Source organism: Sandaracinomonas limnophila (assembly GCF_004005965.1).
GTDB classification, from domain to species: domain Bacteria; phylum Bacteroidota; class Bacteroidia; order Cytophagales; family Spirosomataceae; genus Sandaracinomonas; species Sandaracinomonas limnophila.
In genome coordinates this window covers 64,582-79,213 of the sequence record NZ_SACY01000005.1, presented here as the reverse complement: position 1 = coordinate 79,213, position 14,632 = coordinate 64,582, and the positions used below count along the sequence as shown (strand labels likewise).

General features: G+C 35.7%; 13 protein-coding genes. 4 read left to right on the top strand and 9 right to left on the bottom strand.

Translation table 11 applies throughout. From position 1 onward, the window contains the following. Positions 1–2 precede the first annotated feature (2 nt). The 5 genes from yiaK to EOJ36_RS10405 all read right to left on the bottom strand — a co-directional run bounded on the left by yiaK (position 3) and on the right by EOJ36_RS10405 (position 5,245). Positions 3–1,019: a 3-dehydro-L-gulonate 2-dehydrogenase gene (gene yiaK / locus EOJ36_RS10425; RefSeq protein ID WP_127805101.1), complete on the bottom strand. Its 1,017-nt coding sequence runs from the start codon at positions 1,017–1,019 to the stop codon at positions 3–5. Between the two features lie 42 nt (positions 1,020–1,061). After that, positions 1,062–2,024 (bottom strand): Kelch repeat-containing protein, encoded by a 963-nt coding sequence (locus EOJ36_RS10420; protein WP_127805099.1) that lies wholly within the window; start codon positions 2,022–2,024, stop codon positions 1,062–1,064. 75 nt (positions 2,025–2,099) lie between these two features. Further along, a complete protein-coding gene (locus tag EOJ36_RS10415) occupies positions 2,100–3,020 on the bottom strand; it encodes a bile acid:sodium symporter family protein (protein WP_127805097.1) in 921 nt (306 codons plus the stop codon). Further along, positions 3,020–4,291: an AGE family epimerase/isomerase gene (locus EOJ36_RS10410; protein ID WP_127805095.1), complete on the bottom strand. Its 1,272-nt coding sequence runs from the start codon at positions 4,289–4,291 to the stop codon at positions 3,020–3,022. The genes EOJ36_RS10415 and EOJ36_RS10410 overlap by 1 nt, the downstream gene beginning before the upstream one ends. 3 nt (positions 4,292–4,294) lie before the next feature. Then, complete coding sequence (locus tag EOJ36_RS10405) at positions 4,295–5,245, bottom strand: bifunctional heptose 7-phosphate kinase/heptose 1-phosphate adenyltransferase (RefSeq protein ID WP_164847895.1); 951 nt, start codon at positions 5,243–5,245, stop codon at positions 4,295–4,297. 109 nt (positions 5,246–5,354) lie between these two features. On the opposite strand from EOJ36_RS10405, the gene glmM reads away from it, so the two are divergent. Both glmM and EOJ36_RS10395 read left to right on the top strand, forming a co-directional pair. Continuing rightward, entirely contained in the window at positions 5,355–6,743 is a 1,389-nt protein-coding gene (gene glmM, locus EOJ36_RS10400; RefSeq protein ID WP_127805091.1) for a phosphoglucosamine mutase, read from the top strand. Between the two features lie 3 nt (positions 6,744–6,746). After that, on the top strand, positions 6,747–7,901 hold the full coding sequence (locus EOJ36_RS10395) for a cysteine desulfurase family protein (RefSeq protein ID WP_238944474.1): 1,155 nt from the start codon (positions 6,747–6,749) through the stop codon (positions 7,899–7,901). Positions 7,902–8,098: 197 nt separating this feature from the next. Here the strand turns inward: EOJ36_RS10395 and proS are convergent, their stop codons facing one another. Continuing rightward, on the bottom strand, positions 8,099–9,571 hold the full coding sequence (gene proS / locus EOJ36_RS10390; RefSeq protein ID WP_127805089.1) for a proline--tRNA ligase: 1,473 nt from the start codon (positions 9,569–9,571) through the stop codon (positions 8,099–8,101). 127 nt (positions 9,572–9,698) lie between these two features. Here proS and EOJ36_RS10385 point away from each other — a divergent pair, with 127 nt between their 5' ends. Both EOJ36_RS10385 and EOJ36_RS10380 read left to right on the top strand, forming a co-directional pair. Then, positions 9,699–10,751, top strand: a complete 1,053-nt coding sequence (locus tag EOJ36_RS10385) for a hypothetical protein (protein WP_127805087.1) — start codon at positions 9,699–9,701, stop codon at positions 10,749–10,751. 11 nt (positions 10,752–10,762) lie between these two features. Further along, positions 10,763–12,319, top strand: coding sequence for an OmpP1/FadL family transporter (locus EOJ36_RS10380; RefSeq protein ID WP_127805085.1), 1,557 nt, complete (start codon positions 10,763–10,765; stop codon positions 12,317–12,319). A gap of 81 nt (positions 12,320–12,400) precedes the next feature. On the opposite strand, the gene EOJ36_RS10375 is transcribed toward EOJ36_RS10380, so the two are convergent. Genes EOJ36_RS10375 through EOJ36_RS10365 form a run of 3 tightly spaced genes read right to left on the bottom strand, consistent with a single transcriptional unit; the run spans position 12,401 to position 14,602 of the window. Further along, on the bottom strand, positions 12,401–12,916 hold the full coding sequence (locus EOJ36_RS10375; RefSeq protein WP_127805083.1) for a shikimate kinase: 516 nt from the start codon (positions 12,914–12,916) through the stop codon (positions 12,401–12,403). Next, complete coding sequence (locus EOJ36_RS10370; protein ID WP_127805081.1) at positions 12,913–14,025, bottom strand: BT_3928 family protein; 1,113 nt, start codon at positions 14,023–14,025, stop codon at positions 12,913–12,915. Before EOJ36_RS10370 ends, EOJ36_RS10375 begins: the two co-directional genes overlap by 4 nt. Before the next feature lies 1 nt (position 14,026). Continuing rightward, positions 14,027–14,602, bottom strand: coding sequence for a DUF1599 domain-containing protein (locus tag EOJ36_RS10365; protein WP_127805079.1), 576 nt, complete (start codon positions 14,600–14,602; stop codon positions 14,027–14,029). Positions 14,603–14,632: the final 30 nt, after the last annotated feature.

Below are 14,632 nucleotides of genomic sequence, written 5' to 3'. Positions count from 1 at the left end.
TTTTATTGCTTGTTTGCCAATTTTTGCACCTTTTCCCATATCGTTTCATCTACGGGAATACCCATCTGTAGGTTTTCTTGGCGAGTTCGCAATGACCTTTCTCCTGGATAAAGAATTTCTCCCGTTTCATTGACCGAAGTGGAATTTCGCAAATGTTCAATAGTTTTCAACAATGATTGGTCGATAAAATTCTGATCTGCGATTTTCAAAGGATCAATGGCAAGAAAAACCTGACTTAATCCCACGCTGTTTCCTTTTCCAAATTTATCAATTTCGGCAGTCGTTTTCCCTTTTGAAAGGATTCCTGCCAATAAATCCAAAACGATTGCTAAACTAGAACCTTTCCAATAACCCGTAGGAAGTATTCGCCTTGTCAATTCAATCGCTGCGGGATCGTCAGTTAAATTTCCATGGGCATCAAATCCACCTGCATAAGGTAATTTTTGTCCTTTTTGACGAGTAACTTCCAATTTGCCATAGGAATAAAGTGACATGGCCATGTCTAAAACCACATGACCTTCTTTTCTTGGAATAGCAATCACAAATGGGTTATTACCAAGGTTATTATTCATTGCTCCCCAAGATGGCATGCAAGATTCCGTATTTGTCCAACATATACCAATAAAACCCTTTTCAGCGGCTTGCCAACCATAAGTTCCACCTCTCATCCAATGATTGGTATTATTCAAAGCCACTAATCCTAAGCCATATTGTTTTGCTATTTCCGTAGCGCGATGCATGGAAAAAGAAGCATTCAATACGCCTGGACCTAAATTTCCATTATAGACTTCAATGGCACCTAAATGAATCTCCAAGCTTGGCTCGGCTTCTAAATGTATCCATCCTTGTTGGATATAATCGATAAACCGAGAAACTCGATTTAAGCCATGAGAATACACTCCATCTCGACTCGATTCAGCATGAATAGTAGCGCATTTGCGGGCTTTTTCGGGACTTAAGCCTGCCAATTCAAAGGCTTTTTGAATGGTTTGTACCATTTCTTCAAAAGAAATCCGCATGGAATTTATTTTTTCTGTTCAGAAAATAAGGTGTTTAATATACTACAAGCTCAATCTCTCCATTTCACTCAATTCAGGTCCACCACCTCTATTGGCTGAGCCAGAGACAACGTATAAATATTTCTTGTATTTAACGACTCCTGTTCCATGACGACCTTGAATTAAGTTAGGCAAACGGCTCCATTGACCTGTTTTTAAATCTAATGCTTCAACCTCATTATGTGCAGGTGTTTGTCGGATACTTTCTCCATTCATAACAATTAATTTATCCCCGGCAATCACAGAAGCAGTTCCAGCTCTTGTGGTAGGTAAATTTTGTTCGAAGGTTGTCCATTTTTGGGTCTTGAAATCGTAACTATCTACCTCACCAATGGTATAATCTAAAACCTTTCCACTTGATGCAGTTGATCTTCTTCCTCCAGCAACATAAACCTTATTGCCTTTGATAGCTGCCTGAAAATGATCTCTTGCCCTTGGTGCATCTGGAAGAACTTTCCATTCATTGGTTTGCGGATCAAATTCATCAAACCAGGCAACGTGACCATCCCAATGACCATCTAAAATTCCGCAAACCATGTAGATTTTATTTCCTCTAACAAAAACCCCTGCGGAACCTCTTAATCTGTTTTCAGGGATTTTTACACCTTCTCTCCAAGTATTAGTTTTTGTATTAAAAATTAAAACATTTGGAATAGGTTTTTCATGTGGATAATTTCCTGTAAAAGCACCTAAAACATAAATTTCATGATTGTAGGACACAGCCTGAAAATGGTTGAATTCAATGGGAGCATCGGCCACAATTTTCCATGTGTTTTCTTTTAAATTATAGGCTTCAACAGGCCTTTTTCCTCTTCCCCCCATGCTGTAAAAAATTCCATCGCATTCAACAAAAGTACTTTCGTGTCTTTTTTGTGCGGGATTTAACGGATTCATCACTTCCCATTGGGCTTGTGAAAATTGGGGAGCAAATGCCAATGTAAGGCAAATTGTAAGTATTTTTTTCATATAGTTATAAGTTTTAACCTCCCCCCAGCCCCCTCCTTCAAAAGGAGGGGGTGGCCCAAAGCGCCGGGGGCGGTTTCATTTTCTTTTCCAATAAGTTGCCAAAGTACTTCCTGTAATATTCATCAATGGACCAAATATAGCAGGGGCAAGTCCTAAGGTTGCAATTTTATTTAAGGACATTGCAATGCCGGAGGCTAATCCGGAATTTTGAAGGCCCACTTCAATGGCAATTGTCCGAGCATCTTTTTCTGGGAGTCCAGTTAATTTGGCGCCGAAATATCCAAAAAAGAAACCACACAAGTTATGTATTAAACAGGCCACCACTAATAAAGGCCCCACCTTTAACAAAGAATCACGACCATTCGCTGTAATAATAACTATAATTAATGCAATGCTGTACATTGAGATGGTGGATAAATGTTTTTGAAGTCCATTCCATTTTTCACCGATTATTTTTTTGTAAATCACACCAAAAAAGATTGGGATAATAATTAGCTTGAATATTTCCCATACCATTTCCCAAAAGTTAATCTCAATCAATTGGTTTGCTAAAATTTTAAGTAAAAGCGGAGTTAAAAATGGTGCTAATAAGGTAGAAATGGAAGTTAATGTCAAAGACAAGGCAACATTAGCTTTTGCCATGTACGACATCACGTTGGATGCCAATCCACATGGCATAGATCCAACTAAAATGATTCCTGCAGCAACTTCATTCGGGAAGTTGAATATTTTCGTCAAGGAAAACCCTACCAATGGCATGATGAAAAAATGGAAAAATACTCCTAAAAATACAGACTTCGGACTTTTAAGCACTTCTCTGAAATCATCAACTCCCATAGTTGACCCCATACCAAACATGATAATTTGTAAGAGGGGAATAATTAATCCTTTTAATTTATAATCTCCTATACTAATGAAGGGAGTTGGATAATAAAGCGAAAAGCCAACAGCCACTATTATCCAAAAAGAAAAGGGTAGTTTACCAATAAATTTCATTAGTCTTCTTTTATTATTTGTCCTAATTTTTCAAACGATAAAATCATTGACCTTACGTTATGGTAATTTATTTTCCAAGAATGTGACATGTGGCGCCAAATAGGTTCTCCTTCTCGGGTCATCAAAGGCCACCATTCCCCTGTTTTGTAATTGATCATTTTATCGAATACAAAACGATGAATGCATTGATAGGCTTCAAGGAATTTTTCATTTTTTGTAAATAAATACGCATCTAACATTCCAATAAGCATTTCTGCCTGTTGCCAAAATTCTTTTTCCTTGTCAAAAACCTCACCTGCATGTGACCCTTCCACAAATACCCCTCCAAACTCCCAATCTACTCCAAAATTCAGAGAATGATAAAAGGCTTTTTCAATGTTTGTTTTAAACTCATTTGTATCAAATTTGCCAATTTTAAGGGCATGCAATAACAGCCAAGCAAATTCTGAATTATGACCGTAAGAGGTGTTATCTTCTGATGAAGCCTTTTGACCACCTTCGGCAAATCTGTCCCATCCCCAAACTACATCGAATTTTATTTGAGGTGCTACTTGCCAATTTGCCCAAAATTGTGGAATTCCTGTTCCATATTCAGCATGCATCACTTTTTGGATTAAGATTTCGATCGATTCTTTTAATTTTCTTCGATGAATTTCTTTTCCACTGGCTTCGTAAAGTGTTGTAAATGCTTCCATGAGGTGCATGTGCACATCAAGTGTTTTTCTGTCACCTCCGGCTGCTCCTGGACCCATCAGTTCCCATTTCTCAGAGAAAAATTCCCAATAACCACCATAATTTGTATCTACAGCATATTTTTGCAACAAATCAAAGACTTTCTCCGCGTATTCTAAACCAATGGGATCACCCGTAGCTAAGGTGTATTCACTTAAGGAATAAATTGCAAAAGAATGTCCATATCCTATTTTCTGTTTGTTTGTTGGGTTCCCCGCACGATCCATCATCCAATAAAATCCACCGTTTTCAGCATCCCACATTTTTTCCAAAAGGTATTTGACTCCGTGCTCTGCCATTGACTTCATTATTTCGCCTCCAAATCCATGTCGATATGCCTGAGAATAAGTAAAAACGGATCTTGTTTGGGCAATCAATGATTTTTCATCGGTTCCTGAATCCTTTCCAAACTCATCAAAATGGGTTAAATACCCCCCTTTTTCTATGTCAATTGTACGTTGAATCCAAAAGGGAAGTAATTTTTCTTCCGTGTAATTCTTAATTTCGGATTGTAGATTTTTTAATATTTCTTTTTCCATAATTCATAATTCATAATTCATAATTTCCAAAGTTGTGGCGCTTCCAGTTTCTCCAATTTTGTGAATACTTATATGAGCACACAAATTGGCAAATTGGCAAGCTTCTATTTCGGTTGCCCCAGCAAGCATTGCAGCCGTAAATGCAGCCACTACCATATCTCCAGCACCCACGGTATCAATTTCACCCTTGCTTGGTATGGCTTTATCAATCACAAAGGTCTTTTTGTCCGCATAAATAATACCTTTTTCTCCAAGTGTTAGTAAAATACCTTTACTTCTATTTTGTAAAAGTGAGTTTAAGTATTTTTTTATATCCTCCAAATTATCAATTGCATCTTCTGGACAATTAGTTAGGTTGGCAAATTCATTCCAATTGATTTTAAGAATGACATCCTTTGCCAAAGCACCTTGACTTCTTAGATCCGCTATCGCAAATTTATTGTTCTGCTTTATTTCTACTTGTATTTGTTCAAAAGCACTTGGGCTTAACAAAGGTTTGAGAAATTGTTCATTTAAAATAACGCCATCATAGCTATTGATTTGTAAACAAAATTGTAAAACCAAATCTTGTAAGATAGAATCAGGAATGTTTTCTGTTGTTCCAAAATCAATTCTATTTTGTTCAATTGTACCTTCAATAGGCTTGGAATAAACAGAAGTTTCCTTTTCATTAGAAATTAACATTTGCTTAGAATTGATGCCCAAATCATTCATTTGATGAATAATTTCACGGCCAAAAATATCATTTCCAATAATGCCAAATGCAGTTGTTTGAATTCCTAGGTGTGCTAAATTTTTACAAACATTTCCTGCTGCCCCCAAATAAGTTCGCGTTTTAGATCCGTGATGAACCTCCTTTTGGGTTTCAATGGAGATTTCACTCGTTTGGGTTTGTATGTTAAAATAAAAATCCAATGCGAAATCGCCCAATACGGCAATTTTTAAGGATTTCATTTTTTGCAATAAATCTTCAAGGAGATTGGAATCCATTCTCAAAGCTTTTGTTAAATAGGTTTTATGTTAATTTACTAATTTGTAAATTTGTTTTCATAAATATACAAATTTGGCTTTAATAAAATCAATTTCTGGAATAAGAGGTACAATTGGCGGTAAACCTGGTGAAGGTTTGAGCCCCGTAGATGTAGTAAACTTTGCTGCCGCCTACGGCACTTGGTTAAAAGGAACAAATCCGAGTTCGAATCAAATTGTATTAGGTCGCGACGCAAGAATTTCTGGAAATATGGTATCCTCTTTGGTCAGTAATACCTTAGTAGGATTAGGTTGGGACGTATTGGATATTGGTTTGTCCACAACTCCCACGGTTGAATTAGCAGTACCTTGGACTAATTCTGCAGGTGGAATTATTATTACCGCAAGTCATAACCCCATTCAATGGAATGCCCTTAAATTATTAAATTCTAAAGGTGAATTTATTTCTGATGGCGATGGTAAGGCCATGTTAGATATCGCCGAAAAACAAGATTTTAACTTTGTTGAGGTGTTGAAATTAGGGAAAGTTATTTCTGATGATAGCTTTTTGCAAAAGCATATCGACCATGTAAAAGAAATGTCATGGGTTGATGTTCCGAAAATCAAATCCAAAAATTTTAAGGTCCTTGTAGATGCTGTGAATTCTTCTGGAGGAATTGTTATTCCTCAATTGTTGAATGCTTTGGGTGTTGACCAGGTGGATGTGTTGTTTGGTGAACCAACAGGACATTTTGCTCATAATCCAGAACCGCTTCCTGAAAATCTGACTGAAATGATTTCTAAAATGAAAGCTGGAAATTATGATTTGGGTGTGGTGGTGGATCCAGATGTGGATCGACTTTGTTTTATTTGCGAAGATGGAACAGCCTTTGGAGAAGAGTATACTTTGGTGGCAGTTGCAGATTATATTTTGTCGAAAAAGAAAGGAAATACTGTTTCTAATTTGTCTTCAACACGTGCTTTACGTGATGTAACGCTTAAGCATGGCGGACAATATTTTGCTGCAGCTGTTGGAGAGGTAAATGTAGTTAACCAAATGAAGGCACAAAATGCCATCATAGGTGGGGAAGGAAATGGGGGCGTGATTTTCCCAGAATCTCATTATGGCCGAGATGCTTTAGTTGGTGTTGGTTTATTTCTGACACTTTTAGCTGAGAAGGATTGTTCTGCGTCTTATTTAAAAGCTTCTTATCCTCATTATGTAATGTCGAAAAATAAAATTGAATTATCTCCGGCCTTGGATGTTGATTTGATTTTGTCGAGTATCGCTGAAAAATATAAAAATGAACAAGTAAATACCATTGATGGAGTTAAAATTGACTTCGAAAAAGGTTGGATTCATTTGAGGAAATCAAACACAGAACCTATTATTAGAATATATGCGGAGGCTTCTTCTGAAGTTGAGGCAAATACACTTGCACAACAAATTGTACAGGCAATCAAAGAAATTGCCAATCTATAGTATATGAACACTTCATCAAATATTTCGCCCATTTATTTCGACAATGCGGCGACTACACCTATTGATCCTCGCGTTTGGGCAGAAATGAAGCCTTATTTTGAGGATTTTACCGCTAATCCATCATCCATTCATTCACACGGTAGAAAAGCCAAAGTTGCCGTTGAAAAAGCACGAAAAACTGTTGCAACGTTATTAAATACTTCCCCTGCAGAGATATTTTTTACTTCAGGAGGTACCGAAGCTGATAATACAGTGCTTCAATCTGCTGTTTTGTATGGAGGCAAAAAGGTAATAATAACAAGTCCAATCGAACATCATGCAATTTCTCATACGGCAGAGGCATGGGAAAAGTTAGGACTAGTTAAATTGGAATGGGTAAAAGTAAACGCACAAGGGGATGTGGATTTAATTCATTTGGAAGAACTTTTGCAACAAAATCCAGACCAGGCATTGGTTAGTTTAATGCATGGAAATAATGAAATTGGTAATTTATTGGATTTAGTGGCGGTAGGAAATTTGTGTCGGCAATATGGAGCCCTTTTCCATTCAGATACAGTTCAAACCATGGGACATTTTGTACACAATTTACAGGAATTGCCTGTAGATTTTGTGGTAGGTGCAGCACATAAATTTGGTGGACCTAAAGGGATAGGATTTTTATATGTTCGATCGGGTGTTCTTTGTCATCCCTTACTGCATGGTGGAGCCCAAGAAAGAAATCAAAGAGGAGGAACTGAAAATGTGTACGGTATGATTGGTTTGGCCAAGGCACTTGAACTTTCGTATTCTGAAATGGAAGAGCACCAAAGCCACATCAAAGATTTAAAACAATATTTTATCAATCAATTAAAGTCCAATTTCCCTAATGTGACCTTTAATGGCCGTTCTGGTGAGGTTGATAATAGTCTTTATACGGTTTTAAATGTTCGATTTCCCAATGTTGCAGATGGCGACATGCTTTTGTTTCAATTAGATATTGCTAAAATTTCTGCTTCAGGAGGTTCTGCATGTTCGAGTGGAACATCTATTGGTTCACATGTTTTAACCGCTTTAAATCCTAGTGCTCAAGGGGCTGCGATTCGATTTTCATTTGCTTCGTATAATACAAAAGAGGAGGTAGATAGAACTATTTTAGTTTTAAAGGAATTGATGAAATAGGTGAAAAAACGAAAATTGAGAATTGAAATTTTCTAATCTTCAATTCTCAATTAACGATTTACTATTTACAATTTTATCAATTAACTGATAGGAAATTCAATTGTTTTTTTGTTGGGGAAATGCATTCCCCTTACCCCCTGCAATTTACTAGTTTTAAATAAAAGTAAATTGATAAAATTACTATCTGACTGCCATAATTAATATGCGCGTGCAAAAATAACTCTTCTACCAGAAGGCTTACCCGAATAAACACAAGTTCCAACTTCTTCTTTTGCATCTAAAGGTATACATCTGATAGTAGCTTTGGTTAATTCTTTAATTTGTTCTTCCGTTTCTGAAGTGCCATCCCAATGAGCCGAGATAAAGCCACCTTTTTCAATTTGAATCTGGAATTCTTCCCAAGTATTTACCTGATGAGTATTTTCAGTTCTGAAATCTAATGCTTTTTGGTAAATCGCATGTTGAATTTCATCTAATGTATTGACTACTGAATCCACAATACCTTCAAATGGCATGCTTTGCTTAGATTTTGTATCTCTTCTTGCCAATTCTATGGTACCATTTTCAATATCCCTATTGCCAATTGCTAAACGAATAGGAACACCTTTTAATTCATATTCTGCAAATTTGAAACCTGGACTTTGATTGTCTGTTGTATCAAATTTTACAGAAACACCCTTTGAACGAAGTTCTTTAACAATTGGATCAATTTTAGATTTGATGTTGTTCAATTGTTCTTCACCTTTGAAAATTGGAACAATTACCACCTGAATTGGAGCTAATTTTGGAGGCAAAACAAGTCCTTGATCATCTGAATGTGCCATAATTAAGGCGCCCATCAGTCGAGTCGAAACTCCCCAAGATGTTCCCCAAACAAATTCTTGTTGATTTTCTTTGTTCAAGAATTTTACGTCGAACGCCTTAGCAAAATTTTGACCTAAAAAGTGAGAAGTTCCTGCTTGAAGTGCCTTTCCATCTTGCATCATGGCTTCAATACAATAAGTTTCTTCAGCTCCTGCAAATCGTTCATTTGCAGTTTTTATTCCTTTGATTACAGGAACAGCCATGAAATTTTCTGCGAAATTGGCATAAACTTCAAGCATTTGTTCGGTTTCTTCAATTGCTTCTTGTTTGCTTGAATGCGCAGTGTGACCTTCTTGCCAAAGAAACTCTGCAGTACGTAAAAACAAACGCGTACGCATCTCCCAACGAACCACATTGGCCCATTGGTTAATTAATAAAGGCAAGTCTCTATAAGATTGAATCCAGTTTTTGTAGGTCGACCAGATCACAGTTTCAGAAGTTGGACGAACGATTAACTCCTCTTCCAATTTCGCCTCTGGATCAACAATTACCCCACCACCATTAGGGTCATTTTTTAGGCGATAATGAGTTACTACTGCACACTCTTTTGCAAACCCTTCAACGTGAGATGCCTCTTTTGAAAGGTAAGATTTTGGGATAAATAAAGGGAAATAAGCATTTGTATGACTAGTTTCTTTAAACATGTCATCCAATGCTCTTTGCATTTTTTCCCATATTGAAAAACCATAAGGTTTAATAACCATACAGCCTCTTACGGCTGAATTTTCTGCTAAATCGGCTCTTTTTACCAATTCATTATACCATTCTGAATAGTTTTCCGATCTTGAAGGCAGTGATTTACTCATAAAATTATTTGCTTTGACGAACTAAAATGTCAAATTTTTCGTTAATAATACTTAGATTTGACTTTGTAAATTTTGTTTACAAAGATATCATTAAAACCCTATTTTTTTTCATTTAAATCTTTCCACTATGAAAAATTATCTCATTTTATTTTGGTTAATGATTGGAATCTTTGGGATTCAATCCTGTATTACTGTTCAGGTTTCGCCTGATGCAAGTGCGAAACAAAAATCGTATGTTTCTGATGATTTATACGATACCCAGGTAGTATTAAGTTCTTCAAAGAAAAAGAAGCAACAATCTGATTATTATGCTCAAGATAATTCATCTGAAGAAATTGTTATTGAAGAGGAGGAGGGTTTAGCCAGCAAATCTCAAAATTTTTTAAACTCAAGATCTGTGTATTCAAATACGTATGATCAAGGATATTCCGATGGTTACAGAAATGGAATGTTTACGAGTAATCCGTGGAATAATTGGTATTCTAATCCTTATATAAATTTTGGTTATTCTCCATTTAGAATGGGGCCAAGTTTGAGTTTTATGTGGTCAAATAATTATTTTTATGGTGCCTATGCCAATTATTATCCTTATTCAAGCTTTGGCTATAATTCTTTCTATGGATATGACCCTTTTTATAGTTCCTTTTATGATCCTTTTTACAGGTATTATATGCCTAGTTATTCCATGCTTAATTCTCCATTCTATAGCCCATACAATTATTATTCATATTTAGGAGGTTATAATGGTTATTATTACAATGGTTCGGGTTATTACAATAATTATAACTCATTTAACCAAAGTACTGAACCTGTTAGAAGGGTTATTCGGGGACCTCGAGAAGATTTTGGAGGAAACAGAAATAACGACATGGGTGGTGGTTCAAGAAATTCAGGAAATCAATACAATGGTAATTTTTCCAACCAAAGAACTAATCCTGTACAAACTCAGCAGCAACAAATTCAAAATCAGCAGCAATATAATTCGTATCCGCAGGAGCGAGTGCAACCTCGTAGAAACAATAATATAGAATATACTCGGCCGAATAATAATGATTTTCAAAATTCAAGCAGAGATCAATTCTATCAACAAAATCGTTCTACTAATTTTGGGAATTCAGGATCTAATTTTTCTGGTGGAGGCGGATCCTTCAACGGGGGAGGTAGTAGAGGACCACGATAAATTTTAAATTAATGAAATCTATTTTTATAATGGCCTTTGGGATAGGCCTATTTATTGCATTTACTGGAAATAGTCAGGTAGTTTCTTATCCTTTTGTCGGAAAAACCTTTAGCACAAGCACAGGATTTGGTACAGCTCGTATGCTTGGTATGGGTGGCAGTTTTAATGCTTTAGGCGCAGATATAACATCTATCAGTGGCAATCCAGCTGGATTAGGATTTTACAATCGGAATGAATTGAGCATTTCGGGTAGTTTAGGGTTTTCCGATATTGGTAGTAATTATATAGGTAATCAAACTTCTACAACCGATAATGATGTGAATTTTACCGGTTTAGGTCTTGTTTTAACAGGGGAAGAAAATGCCCAAGGTGACTGGAAGGGATCCTTTGGTTTTGCATATTCCAAACAATTAATGTTCAAACAATCATTTTCAAGCATTGGAATTAATAATGCAAGTTCTATGTTGGATTATTTCATTCAACAAGCTAATAAAAAGGGAGAAACAGGAACAAGTTTAGATGATCAATACGATTCCAATTCAAATACAGCCCTGAGTCCAGAGGCTGTTTCCTATCAATCCTATTTAATTAATCCAGATGCAAAGTCTGGCGGCGTACCTTTTAATCGCTTTGAGGCAAGTTTACCGACTCGACAAGAAGGGTACGCTTCTATGAACGGCTATCAATCTCAATGGGATATCTCTTATGGTGCTTCTTATCAGCAAAAATTTTACATCGGTGGAGGGATTCATTTTACAAGAATCAATTCTACTTTATCTAATTCGTGGAGAGAAACTTTTGTAGGAGCCAAATATGTAGATGGATTTACGTATTCTGAGAATTTAGAAACCAGTGGGAAAGGTCTTTCAGTGAGTTTGGGTATGATTTACAAAGTAAATTCCTCCATTCGTGTAGCATTGAATTTCCAAACTCCAACCTATTATGAGCAGGTAAATGAGCAATTGACGGGTGGAATGGTTACTCGCGCAATTTCGATACCTTCCTATTCTAATGGAAGTCCTGTGAATATCACAAAAGTTAGTCCAGTAAGTTTGGCAACAAATGAATTTACCTATCAATTGACAACTCCAATGCGAATTGGTGGCGGATTGGCTTATTTTTTAGGAAGAAAAGGTTTTATAAGCTTAGATTTAGAAATGGTCGATTATTCGAACATCAAAATAGGAAGTCAGGAATTGAGCTATTCTGCTAACCAACAATTTAAAAATAAATACAATTCCATTGCCTCTAAGTATTTCCAAACTGACTTAAATGTTAAGTTCGGAGCTGAATATCGAGTGGCTAGTAATTTTAGTTTAAGGGCTGGAATTGCTCAATTCGGTGGAGGTTATCAAAAATCTTATGATTCGATAGATAGAAATATTTGGCAGTTTTCTGGCGGTTTTGGATATCGATCCAATGATTTCTACTGGGATATTGCCTATTTGTATCGAACATATAAAGATGCATTCACTCCATATAGTTTAGATAATACAGCAAATTATGCATCCTCTCAATTACAAATAACTAACTCTCAGATTAGTTTGACGGGAGGGGTGTTTTTTTAATTATGAATTATGAATTATGAATTATGAATTATGAATTATTTTTTAGCACTTAATTCATAATTCATAATTCATAACTAATAATTAATTATAAGCTTCCAACAACCACAACAACTGATTTACAGAGATTTCTCCATCCACCTGAATGTCTGCTTGCTTATAGAAGGGTAGACGAGTTTCGTATAATTTTTTGATGTTTCCAATAATTGATTCTTCTGTTTCATTTGCAATATTCAATAGCGGTCTATTGTTGGTTTGTGCCTTGTAAATTCTTTTTGCTAAATCATCAATATCCACATTTAAAAATATGGAAATGCCATTTTCTTTAATGTAATCCATGTTTTGGTGAAAACAAGGTACGCCACCTCCTGTTGCAATTACAGTAGATTGGTTAGGTTGTATGGTATGTAGTATCTTTTTCTCTAATTCTCTAAAATAATCTTCTCCCTTACTAGAAAAAATTTCATTGATGGTTTTTTGTTCACGCGTTTCAATCAACTTGTCCATATCAGTAAAAGAATAACCTAAATTTCTTGCTAATTCTTTTCCTAAGGTACTTTTACCAGAAGAGGGCATTCCCACTAAAAAAATGTTTTTCATTCTTGCACTTTTGTTAAACTTTCTACTATTTCATTCGTTTTTGGCAAATTATATGCCGACCATTTTCCTTTAACAGTTCCGTTACTAATCAACACCAAACCTGGATTCGAGCGGATGATGGTTTTTAAAATTTTGGTGTCTGCACTTAGGGCAGGGAAACTTAATTGATATTGATGTCTTAAATTTGTAATCTCTTCATTGCTTGCTGCTGATACTAACCAAGTTGGTAGTCCTTTTTGTTCCAATTCTTTAGCAATTATAGAAATTTCTTCTAAAGCATTAAGGTAAGCATGATTTACATTTGGCATTATAACCAATAATCGATTGCCTTTAAAACTTTCTTTCGTGTAGTCCGTTGTATCATTATCTACCCAAATTTTGTAATCAGTTATCAAGGGTCGGGCTTCTTTCTCATTCACTGCAATCATACTGATGTATTCTGCAGTTGTATCCATCGGCATTTCGTTTAAAACCTCTACTTTACCTTTGATTTTATAAGTATATTGAAATTTGAGGGGCTCTCTCTGCTCCATATTTTTGGTAATATTTTGTCCAACTGCATAAGGAAGACTATCCCAAATAGGTAGATAAAAATAACTGTAAACGCCAAATGAAATACTTAATATTGCGGTAAATACTACAGTTTTGAAGGATAGTTTATTGATTTTTGGCAAATCTGTGAATAAAAGAGAAACCAATAAAAGGAATAAAAAGATATCTTTTGAAAAGGAGGTCCATGGGGTTAATTTGATGGCCTCTCCGAAACAACCGCAATCAGTTACTTTGTTGAAATAGGCTGAATAAAAAGTCAAAAAACTAAAAAAAGTAATTAACGCGATAAGAATCCATAATACCTTTTTTGTTTTATATTTTGCCCAAAGTGCAACTCCCAAAATGACTTCTAGAGCGCTTAATCCAATGGAAAAAATTAAGGAATAGGGGATTAGAGCTTCCCAAAATCCCGACATGAACCTGAAATCCTTTGAAAATACATCAAAGTATTCTTCCAATTTAATTTCGGTCCCAATAGGGTCATTCAATTTGATGAATCCAGAAAATAGAAATAGCGCAATTACCAGGAATGAGGCAATCCTTCTATAGATTTTCATGCTATTGTTGATTATTGGATTGTAAATTTTTTAATTGTATCAAGCAAAAAACGGCATAATTGAGCATGTCTTGATAGTTTGCTTCAACGCCTTCTGAAACAATAGTTACTCCTTGATTATCCTCTATTTGTTTGGTTCGGAAGATTTTCATGAGGATTAGATCCGTCATACTGCTTACACGCATATCTCTCCAAGCTTCGCCATAATCATGGTTTTTATTAAGCAACAAATTAAGCGTTTGGTTAACCTGGTAATCGTAAAGATTTGAAAGTTCTTCGTTCGAAAATTCTGTTTGTTCTGAGTTTTCAAGCGATTTTTGAATCAAAGCGATGATACAATAATTGATGATGCCGATGAATTCCCCTTCGATCCCGTCTTCAATTTTTTGAGTTCCTTTTTCCTGAATACTTCGGATTCTTTGTGCCTTGATGAAGATTTGGTCTGTCAAGCTTGATAGTCGTAAGATTCTCCAAGATGTACCATAATCCTTATTTTTTTTATCAAATAATGCTTTGCAGTGTGCAATAACTTGGCGATATTCGATTTCTGTTTGGGAAGGCTTGTTGTCCCTATTCATAGGTAAAAGGTTAGTTTATCACGTGCTTGC